Source organism: Ureibacillus manganicus DSM 26584 (genome assembly GCF_000772945.1).
Lineage (GTDB): Bacteria > Bacillota > Bacilli > Bacillales_A > Planococcaceae > Ureibacillus > Ureibacillus manganicus.
Map to the genome: position 1 here is coordinate 81,805 of NZ_JPVN01000016.1, position 8,942 is coordinate 90,746.

The following is an 8,942-nucleotide window of genomic DNA, read 5'->3' on the forward strand; positions in this document are numbered from 1 at the left end:
TATTATTTTGGAATAATCATAAGAAGGTGTAAGAATGACAGAAGAAAATAAAGGGATTATATATGCTATGTCTGCATATATAATTTGGGGAGCTTTTCCTTTATACTGGAAACTATTAGAACATGTTGATAGTATAGAAATATTAATTAATAGAATTATATGGTCCTTTGTATTTACAACGTTATTCATTTTGCTAATTAAACAAAGGAAAAAGTTAATTGAAGATATAAAATCGTTGTGGAAAAATAAAAAGCTCTTCTTAGCCTTATTGTCTGCATCATTAGTAATTACTTGTAACTGGTACTTATATATTTGGGCTGTTACTCATGACCATGTCGTAGATGCCAGTCTCGGATATTATATAAATCCTTTAATTACTGTTGTTTTTGGTATGATATTTTTCAAAGAAAAATTGTCCAAAGCTCAAATTTGTGCGGTAGCTGTAGCATTTATCGGTGTAATGGTCTTGACAATTAGTTATGGACAAATTCCATGGGTAGCATTACTTATAGCTATATCATTTGCTACTTATAGTGCATTGAAAAAGAAGATTACTTTAGATGCTACACGTGGTTTAGCTATAGAAACATTATTTATATTCCCAATAGCACTAGGATTTTATATCTATTTATGGAGTAGTAGTGAACCAGTATTATTTTCTGTTAATATAACAACAGATATTCTTCTAATATTAGGCGGCATCATAACAGCAGTTCCTTTAGTATTGTTTTCCAAAGGAGCTCAAAGAATACCACAATATTTAATAGGTTTCTTTCAATATTTTACACCAACAGTTGCTTTAATTACGGGTGTTGTGCTTTATAATGAGCCGTTTACAACGACTGATTTTATTTCATTCACATTTATTTGGGCAGCGGTAATCATATTTGCAACTTCTACAATAACAGAAATTAGAAAACGTCATGCTGCTAAAAAAGAAGCAGTTAACGTATAGTTAGATTATTTTGCTTTTGGACTGATGAGAAATGACATTCAAATCAGTCCTTTTTTATACAAAAATACCCTAGAAAAGTTATTTTATGATAAACTATTTATTACAATATATGTATTTAGCAATTTAAAATAGAGATTTCATTATTTCGTCATAAATTGTTCATAGTTAAAGTCAACGCTTTTTTTAGTAAAGTTTGATACTATAGAGACATTAATAGTAAGGAGCGGTAAATATGGGAACAGATATTAATGTCTTTTTTGCTTTCGGTGCAGGATTTTTAAGTTTTATTTCTCCCTGTACATTACCTCTATATCCAGCTTTTTTATCTTATATTACCGGTATGAGTTATAACGAGTTAAAAGATGAAAAAGGAATGCTACAAAAACGTGCAATTTTACATACACTATTCTTTTTGTTAGGATTTTCAATTATTTTTATTGCAATCGGATTTGGTGCAACTATTTTTAAAGATATTTTTGTAAACTATGAGGATTTAATAAGACAAGTTGGAGCTATCCTAATTGTTGTATTTGGATTAATGATTGTAGGATTATTACAAGTTGACTTCTTAATGAAGGATCGTAAATTTGAATTTAAAAATAGACCATCAGGTTATTTCGGGTCGGTTTTAATCGGTTTAGCATTTGCTGCAGGTTGGACACCATGTACAGGGCCAATATTAGCATCAATTATATTATTAGCTTCATCGAATCCTGGCTCTGGTATTTGGTACATGCTTGCATACTATTTCGGATTTGCAATACCATTCTTTGTGTTATCATTTTTCATTTCTAGACTTGGATGGATTCGCAAAAATAGTGGCAAGATCGTTAAAGTTGGTGGATGGATCATGATCGCAGTAGGTATTTTATTATTCTTTGATGGACTTACCTACATCATTCGAGTATTAACACCTATTTTTGGTGGATTTACAGGATTCTAAATGTGTTTAAGTGAGAGGGAATGAATTGTATGCCAACAGTATTAGTTGTAGATGATGCGTTATTTATGAGAACAGCAGTTGGAAATATGTTTAAAGAATGGGGATTTGAAGTAAACGTTGCCACGACTGGGAAAGAAGCAGTTGAACTTTATGAACAATTGCAACCTGACATTGTGACAATGGATATTACAATGCCTGTTATGTCGGGACTAGAAGCAGTTAAGCAAATCATTCCCCGTTTTCCTGAAGCTAAAATTATTATGATTACGGCTTTAGGACAACAAAGAATTATTGTTGAGGCACTTGAAAATGGTGCAAAGGATTTTATTACGAAGCCATTCGATTCAACACAGCTCAAAATGGTTGTCGATAATATTTTAGGAGTATAATGTAGAAATGCATTTAAGATCCTGCCAAATCCAGGCAGGGTTTTTTTATGAAAAAGAGTAACATAAATAATAATAAGCTAAAAATATCCATTTATAGGTCAGGTTTTTTAATATTAAGGTGTTATTCCATTAACATAAAGGCTTCAAGTGGTAATTTCTAAAAAAAATCGTTATGATAGAACAGAAATAAGTAGAAGATTCGAGAGGAGGGATTCTATGTTCGCCAATATACCTTCTCAATATTTGGTAGTAGGTTCAACAGTCATGGCTATCTTTATGGGGACCGTGATTATGTTTGCAAGAATGCGTTCACAGAAAAAACCAGTAAATCCTAAAAAGTTATTAATTCCTCCTATTGCCATGTCAACAGGTGCACTGATGTTTATTTTCGAAGAATTTCGGATAACTCCATTACAAATTTTAGAAGCTGTAAGTATAGGCTTTTTATTTTCTATCATTTTAATTGCAACTTCTAAGTTTGAAATCAGAGATAATGATATTTATATGAAGCGATCAAAAGCATTTTTCTTTATTTTGATAGGACTTTTAGTTGGGCGAATATTACTAAAATTATTCCTTTCCGAATCCTTTGATGTTGGGGAATTAGCAGGAATGTTTTGGACTCTAGCATTTGCAATGCTTTGGCCATGGAGAATTGCTATGCTTGTACAATATATTAAGCTTAAAAAACGACTAACTACTGCATAAAAAAGAGGATTAGTTTTTGAAGTCAAACTTCAAAACTAATCCCTTTTTCCATTCAATCGAAAAGATGTTCGTATTGAGATAGATCAATACTCATTTCTTCACATTTTTTACGTAAAAACTTATGATCACGTTTTGGTGTTGCTTGAATATATCCACGGATAATAATATCATTTGAAATTTCCTTCGCACGTTCTTCCAGTGCAAGTTGTCCAATTTTCCCCGCAATCTTTTCCTTTGCTACTTGTCGGAATAGTTCTGGTACAGGACTTACTAATTCATTTAATAGTTCCTTCGCTTCTTTACCCCATAAATTGACCGTTTTTTTAATATAGTAGTTTTGCCAATCGAGATCTGACCATCCGTCTTGTTTTGGTAATGCTTTTAAAAACTTGCGGAACATAAAAAACCCGCCAATGCCCATCATAACCGGCAGAGTTATTACCCAAAACAATATAAACCACATAAACCAACCTTCTAACAAAACCTTCACCTCATTAATCTCACAATTATGAATACCTGAAAGTATTCCTCCATTAATTTGAGATATTTGCAATGTTCAAGTAACTAACTTAATCACTATCTATCATTATAAAAGGATTTAAAAAATATTTCACTAGTAATGTCTCTTTTCCCCCTCGAACTCACTATATAAATAGGTGAAGGGGGTGAGAGAATGGCAACTTACAATTTCGAAGAAGCTAATTTAAAACTTCTTTTTGAAACTGGACTTGATGAGTTTGGTAAGCCTCTAGTAACAACTAAAACATATCGTAATGTTCGGAACAATGTAGAGGTGGAAAAAATTGCTTCAGTAGCCCAAGCAATTGCAAGTTTATCAAAATATCCATTGCACCAAGCAAAAAAATCAAAAACAGAAACAATCAAATTCTAATTAAGTAAGGAGGGAAATTGAAATGGCATTAACATTAGAAATGAAGTTTAATCTCGAAAATGGTAAAACACTCACACTATCCGTTAGCGAGCCGAAAGAAAATATTACTCCAGCTGAGGTCGTAACGGCTATGCAAACAATTATTGACCAAGATGTGTTTCATAGTGAGGGTTATGCCATTATAGGAATTAATCAAGCTCGAATAGTAGAAAGAAATGTGTCAGAACTTGAATTAGTCTAATCAATCTTTAACGCAATAACATTTCAGGATTTTGCCGACATCGTCTTTTGAAGATAATGTCGGCATTTTCATTAGTAATTCAAAAGGGAGGAAGGAAGTTGGAAGAATTCGTTTTGTTAATTCAAGAAATAGGATTTCCAATAGTGGTTTCATTCTATTTACTATATCGAATTGAAACAAAATTAGAAGCAATCCATACTGCCATTATTGGAATGAATGATTAGTTTGTGAATTGTATTTCACAAATTTGTTAATATTATGTCACTTCAAAGATTGTACATGAATCATGATTTTCGTTAAGATGGAAGTAGTTAATAGGGAGTTGATGAAATGAAAAAAAGATTAAGCAGTCTTTTCGTAATCATGATAGTTGCTACGATCCTGGGGGCATGTAGTAATTACAAATTTAAACCAGATGTAAATTATCCAATTGAAGATTTTACTATGACAGACCATCGAGGCAATACAGTGACATTAGAAGATTTTAAAGGCGAACCGTGGCTTGCTATGTTCATCTTCACAAATTGTACGACTGTTTGTCCACCAATGACATTTAATATGACAGAAATACAATCCAATTTAATTGAACGTGGTGTGGAAGATTATAAGATCGTTGCATTTTCTGTTGATCCAGAATTCGATACACCTGAAGTTCTTACAAATTATTTAAGTCTATACCCAGTACCTGATGATTCGAAATGGCATTTACTCACTGGTTATGATCAAACTTTTATTGAACAGTTTGCACTTGATTCATTCAAAACATTAGTTAAAAAACCAGCGGATGGTGGCGAAGTAATGCACATGGTTACTTTCCATCTTGTTGACGAAAAAGGCACATTAGTGAAAAACTATTCAGGTTACTCTGAAGCTGAAGGTGGAGTGCCTTTTGATACAATCGCAATTGATATAAAAACGTTAATAGAAGATCGATTAGGTAAATAATAAAAAGCTAGCAAGGTAAATTTCCTTGTTAGCTTTTTTACTTATAAATTTCTACTTTTGTTAAATACTATTAAGGAATGATGAAGGAGGTTAAATTATGAAAACAGTTTCAGAAATTATGACAAAAAATGTACAGTTTTGTACAACTCATGAATCCTTAACAACAGCCGCTAAAATTATGAGAGATGTGGACTGTGGTTCTGTTCCTGTATGTGATTCTAACAGAGTAATTGGGATGATTACGGATCGTGACATCGTCATTAAATGTATTGCTGAAGGAAATGATGCTAGTCAAGTACATTGTCATGATGTGATGACACATGATGTGGTAACATGTTCTCCCGATACAGATGTTCATGAATGTGCAAGATTAATGGCACAACATCAAATTCGACGTATCCCAGTTGTAGATGATAACGGAAATCTTATGGGGATATGTGCAATTGGTGACCTAGCACAAGAAAATATTTTCGTGAACGAAGCTGGGGAAGCGTTAAGTGATATTTCAGAACCAGATAAATATCGACATTAACATTAAAAAAACCGCTTGGTGCCTAATATATGGCGCCAAGCGGTTTTCTAATGGTTATTCAAATTCTTTACGTAGCTGTTCAAATACTTGTTTTAAATCCGCTATTATATCTTCTGCTTCTTCAATACCAACAGAAAATCGTAATAAACGGTCATCTACACCACGAGCAATTCTTTCCTCATAAGGTATATCAGCATGAGTTTGAGTAGCAGGATAAGTTATAAAACTTTCAACTCCACCAAGACTTTCAGCGAATGTGATTAATTGTATCTTTTGTAGGAAAGGATTTACCATTTCAGGATGTTTCACTCGGAAGGATAGCATTCCACCTTTTCCTGTATATAAAACATCAGTTACAAGCGGTTCGCTTTCTAAATAAGCAGCAACCTTTTTAGCATTTGCATCATGTTGTTTTAAACGTAAATGCAAAGTTTTTAAACCGCGAATTAACAACCAACTATCAAATGGAGATAGAACAAGACCCATTCCATTATGTGCAAATGCAAGTTTTTCACTTAGTTCTTGTCCTTTAGATACTACTAAACCTGCTAATACATCGTTGTGACCACCAATGTACTTTGTAGCACTATGAAAAACAATGTCTGCTCCGTTTTCAATTGGACGTTGGAAGTACGGTGTGTAGAATGTATTATCAACAATAAATAGGATATTATGTTTCTTACAAATGGCTGCAAACTTATCTAAGTCAAACTCTAACATAAGTGGATTTGTTGGTGTTTCAAGTATGATGGCTTTTGTATTTTCTGTTATTAAACTTTCAACGTCTTGTTCTGGAGTAAAATATTTTGGTGAGATATTGTAAATTTCGCTATAAGACTTTAATAATCGATAAGTACCACCATAAACATCATCAGGTAGGATGATTTCATCACCTGGTCTGAACAATGAAAGTACTAATTGAATAGCTGCCATACCTGAACTACACGCAAAACCTGCATCGCCAGATTCTAAATCAGCAATTCCTTTTTCTAGAATTTCACGAGTAGGATTTTTAGTTCGTGTATAGTCGTATCCAGTAGATTGTCCAACACCAGCGTGTTTGTACGCAGTTGACAGGTGAATCGGTGGATTAACAGCTCCAGTTCTTGGATCACTTAAGTTTCCCAATTGAACTAATTTTGTTTCAATAGCTTTTTTAGTCATCTGTTTCACTCTTTCTATCATTACATTGATCTTTTAAAAATTATTAATAATTTTTATTATTTATACAATTTATCATGATAAAGTAGTGAAAACAACCAAGTTTGGAACTATTTTATTTTGTTTTTTCTTAACAAATATAAAATTTACAATTATAAATCAGATTATTATTAAATTTATTTATTTTGTTCCTTTAGTAAGTCTCGTATTTCTTTTAATAATTCTTCTTTCGTGTCTACTTTTACAACAGCTTTTTCTTCCTCATTCTTTTTACGGTTAAATTTTGTAAGTACTCTTAGAGCCATAAAGATTGAAAATGCAATAATTAGGAAATCAATAATTGATTGTAAGAATATACCTAACTCCATTTTGCCTTCTCCAACTTCTATTACAAAGCTTTTAGTTAAATCAACACCACCCAGTATAATTCCAACTAGCGGCATGATAATATTATCAACAAGTGACGTAACAATTTTGCCGAATGCGCCACCAATTACAACAGCTACAGCAAGATCTACAATATTCCCTTTCATAGCAAAGGCTTTAAAATCTTTCCACATACTATCAACTCCTTGGATTTTAAATGTAGTTTAGTATAAAATTGTATTGTTCTTTATACTTTAGAGTTTATACTATCTCAAGAAATAAATGATTTTTCAACAATTGTTATTTGAGGGGGCTTGTATGGGTACAAAGAAAAAAACAAAAAAGAAAAAACCATTTCTAAGTCCAGGCATTAAATTATTATTAATAATCATTCTATTACCTATTTCAATCGTTCTATATTATTCTTCATTTATTATTTGGCAACAAATAAATGAAAGACTACCATTTTTAGTAAATTCGGCAGAAGATAAACCAACAACAGAATTTGAAAAAATACAATTTAATTTTGACATTAAAATTCCTGAAGAATATATTCCAATTTATATTTCAGCTGGAGAAAAGTATGATGTACCATGGACTTTACTTGCAGCACATCACCGTGTTGAAACACGGTTTTCAACAATGAAAAGCCTCGTTTCCCCTGTTGGCGCAGAAGGACATATGCAATTTATGCCATGTACTTTTGTCGGTTGGGACCATCCTACATGTACAGGGTTAGGGAAAGGGAAAATTCCTGCATCTGATAAAACAAACCCTGACGTAATAAAAACATACGGTGGCTATGGTGTTGATGCGAACGGGGACGGTAAAGCGGATCCATTCCATATTGAAGATGCTATACATAGTGCGGCAAACTATCTTTCCGCATCTGGTGCAACAGATGGTGAAATAGAAAAAGCTATATTTCACTACAATCATAGTGAACAATATGTGCAAGACGTTCTTCATTTTTACAACCAGTATGAAGGGGTAAGTAAAGAATTAGAAAGTTATGCATCGATGAATAATAATTTTGATTTTTAAAAGGAAAAGGGTCGTCACTATTATCTTGAGAGACGACCCATTTTCTATCGTTATGTTGCTTTTCTAAATGAACGCATAATGAACGAAACAATAAATATTAATATAAGAGCGCCCACAAGTGCAGGGAATACATAAAAGTCGGAAACTTGCCAACCCCAATTACCAAGTAGAGCACTTCCAATCCAAGAACCGATGATACCTGCAACAATATTACCTATCACACCTCCTGGAACATCTCTTCCAAGAATAACACCTGCTAACCATCCTAAAACACCGCCGATAATTAAGAACCAAATGAAGCTCATCATAGTTGTCCATCTCCTTTGTAAGTTAGCACTTCATTTTTAAATCGATGTGCTCAATTATGAAATGTCTGTACTATCATTTTTTATTAAAAACAGAAAAGTATACATGTATTATTAAGGAAATGTGAAAAAAGTTTTAAAAAGGGAAAATGTAGTTAAAGTACATATGAAATTTTCAAAATATTTTGCAAATTCAGAAAAAATGTCATATAATTTTCACAATTAGAACAAAATTTAAAATGGGGTAGGTGTTCTTTATGGATCCTAAAGTAGAGAAAGAGATAAATCGCAAAGGTTTTATTTTTGTTTTACTCCATTCAATTATTCTAATTAACCTAACATTTGACTTAATGTTTTTAAGGTGAATATTTCCATAGCTCTTTAATAACCTAGCCTAAGTAAATACTTAGGCTTCAGATTGTCGACAAAAGGTCTTCGAAATGCTTTCATTTTGAAGACCT

Annotated in this window: 14 protein-coding genes; 10 read left to right on the forward strand and 4 right to left on the reverse strand. The window is 32.5% G+C overall.

The window, feature by feature from the left end:
- The first annotated feature begins 34 nt into the window (after positions 1–34).
- The 4 genes from rarD to CD29_RS13550 all read left to right on the forward strand — a co-directional run bounded on the left by rarD (position 35) and on the right by CD29_RS13550 (position 2,995).
- Positions 35–955 (forward strand): EamA family transporter RarD, encoded by a 921-nt coding sequence (rarD, locus tag CD29_RS13535; RefSeq protein WP_036187853.1) that lies wholly within the window; start codon positions 35–37, stop codon positions 953–955.
- 232 nt (positions 956–1,187) lie between these two features.
- On the forward strand, positions 1,188–1,898 hold the full coding sequence (locus CD29_RS13540) for a cytochrome c biogenesis CcdA family protein (protein ID WP_036187855.1): 711 nt from the start codon (positions 1,188–1,190) through the stop codon (positions 1,896–1,898).
- Between the two features lie 29 nt (positions 1,899–1,927).
- Positions 1,928–2,287: a response regulator gene (locus CD29_RS13545; RefSeq protein ID WP_036187858.1), complete on the forward strand. Its 360-nt coding sequence runs from the start codon at positions 1,928–1,930 to the stop codon at positions 2,285–2,287.
- A 216-nt stretch (positions 2,288–2,503) separates the two neighbouring features.
- Entirely contained in the window at positions 2,504–2,995 is a 492-nt protein-coding gene (locus CD29_RS13550; protein WP_036187860.1) for a CcdC family protein, read from the forward strand.
- 52 nt (positions 2,996–3,047) lie between these two features.
- Here CD29_RS13550 and CD29_RS13555 read toward each other — a convergent pair whose 3' ends face one another.
- On the reverse strand, positions 3,048–3,458 hold the full coding sequence (locus CD29_RS13555; protein WP_036187893.1) for a DUF2621 family protein: 411 nt from the start codon (positions 3,456–3,458) through the stop codon (positions 3,048–3,050).
- A gap of 210 nt (positions 3,459–3,668) precedes the next feature.
- Between CD29_RS13555 and CD29_RS13560 the strand changes: the two genes are divergently transcribed.
- The 5 genes from CD29_RS13560 to CD29_RS13575 all read left to right on the forward strand — a co-directional run bounded on the left by CD29_RS13560 (position 3,669) and on the right by CD29_RS13575 (position 5,605).
- Positions 3,669–3,887, forward strand: a complete 219-nt coding sequence (locus tag CD29_RS13560; RefSeq protein ID WP_036187862.1) for a DUF1659 domain-containing protein — start codon at positions 3,669–3,671, stop codon at positions 3,885–3,887.
- Between the two features lie 22 nt (positions 3,888–3,909).
- Positions 3,910–4,128, forward strand: a complete 219-nt coding sequence (locus CD29_RS13565; protein WP_036187865.1) for a DUF2922 domain-containing protein — start codon at positions 3,910–3,912, stop codon at positions 4,126–4,128.
- A gap of 98 nt (positions 4,129–4,226) precedes the next feature.
- Positions 4,227–4,352 carry a YvrJ family protein gene (locus tag CD29_RS20040; RefSeq protein WP_081976257.1) on the forward strand — a complete coding sequence of 42 codons (126 nt, stop codon included), beginning with the start codon at positions 4,227–4,229 and terminating at the stop codon, positions 4,350–4,352.
- Positions 4,353–4,458: 106 nt separating this feature from the next.
- Positions 4,459–5,073, forward strand: a complete 615-nt coding sequence (locus CD29_RS13570; protein WP_036187867.1) for an SCO family protein — start codon at positions 4,459–4,461, stop codon at positions 5,071–5,073.
- A 97-nt stretch (positions 5,074–5,170) separates the two neighbouring features.
- Entirely contained in the window at positions 5,171–5,605 is a 435-nt protein-coding gene (locus CD29_RS13575; protein ID WP_036187870.1) for a CBS domain-containing protein, read from the forward strand.
- A 54-nt stretch (positions 5,606–5,659) separates the two neighbouring features.
- On the opposite strand, the gene CD29_RS13580 is transcribed toward CD29_RS13575, so the two are convergent.
- Positions 5,660–6,769 (reverse strand): methionine biosynthesis PLP-dependent protein, encoded by a 1,110-nt coding sequence (locus tag CD29_RS13580; RefSeq protein ID WP_036187872.1) that lies wholly within the window; start codon positions 6,767–6,769, stop codon positions 5,660–5,662.
- 173 nt (positions 6,770–6,942) lie between these two features.
- On the reverse strand, positions 6,943–7,326 hold the full coding sequence (gene mscL / locus CD29_RS13585) for a large conductance mechanosensitive channel protein MscL (protein ID WP_036187873.1): 384 nt from the start codon (positions 7,324–7,326) through the stop codon (positions 6,943–6,945).
- A gap of 124 nt (positions 7,327–7,450) precedes the next feature.
- Here mscL and CD29_RS13590 point away from each other — a divergent pair, with 124 nt between their 5' ends.
- Positions 7,451–8,176, forward strand: a complete 726-nt coding sequence (locus CD29_RS13590; RefSeq protein ID WP_036187874.1) for a lytic transglycosylase domain-containing protein — start codon at positions 7,451–7,453, stop codon at positions 8,174–8,176.
- Between the two features lie 50 nt (positions 8,177–8,226).
- On the opposite strand, the gene CD29_RS13595 is transcribed toward CD29_RS13590, so the two are convergent.
- Positions 8,227–8,481 (reverse strand): GlsB/YeaQ/YmgE family stress response membrane protein, encoded by a 255-nt coding sequence (locus tag CD29_RS13595; protein ID WP_197061768.1) that lies wholly within the window; start codon positions 8,479–8,481, stop codon positions 8,227–8,229.
- Positions 8,482–8,942: the final 461 nt, after the last annotated feature.

Bases quoted from the DNA above. Each gene is read 5' to 3' on its own strand.
- rarD (WP_036187853.1), top strand. From the start codon at position 35: ATGACAGAAGAAAATAAAGGGATTATATATGCTATGTCTGCATATATA.
- CD29_RS13540 (WP_036187855.1), top strand. From the start codon at position 1,188: ATGGGAACAGATATTAATGTCTTTTTTGCTTTCGGTGCAGGATTTTTA.
- CD29_RS13545 (WP_036187858.1), top strand. From the start codon at position 1,928: ATGCCAACAGTATTAGTTGTAGATGATGCGTTATTTATGAGAACAGCA.
- CD29_RS13550 (WP_036187860.1), top strand. From the start codon at position 2,504: ATGTTCGCCAATATACCTTCTCAATATTTGGTAGTAGGTTCAACAGTC.
- CD29_RS13555 (WP_036187893.1), bottom strand. From the start codon at position 3,458: ATGTGGTTTATATTGTTTTGGGTAATAACTCTGCCGGTTATGATGGGC.
- CD29_RS13560 (WP_036187862.1), top strand. From the start codon at position 3,669: ATGGCAACTTACAATTTCGAAGAAGCTAATTTAAAACTTCTTTTTGAA.
- CD29_RS13565 (WP_036187865.1), top strand. From the start codon at position 3,910: ATGGCATTAACATTAGAAATGAAGTTTAATCTCGAAAATGGTAAAACA.
- CD29_RS13570 (WP_036187867.1), top strand. From the start codon at position 4,459: ATGAAAAAAAGATTAAGCAGTCTTTTCGTAATCATGATAGTTGCTACG.
- CD29_RS13575 (WP_036187870.1), top strand. From the start codon at position 5,171: ATGAAAACAGTTTCAGAAATTATGACAAAAAATGTACAGTTTTGTACA.
- CD29_RS13580 (WP_036187872.1), bottom strand. From the start codon at position 6,769: ATGACTAAAAAAGCTATTGAAACAAAATTAGTTCAATTGGGAAACTTA.
- mscL (WP_036187873.1), bottom strand. From the start codon at position 7,326: ATGTGGAAAGATTTTAAAGCCTTTGCTATGAAAGGGAATATTGTAGAT.
- CD29_RS13590 (WP_036187874.1), top strand. From the start codon at position 7,451: ATGGGTACAAAGAAAAAAACAAAAAAGAAAAAACCATTTCTAAGTCCA.
- CD29_RS13595 (WP_197061768.1), bottom strand. From the start codon at position 8,481: ATGAGCTTCATTTGGTTCTTAATTATCGGCGGTGTTTTAGGATGGTTA.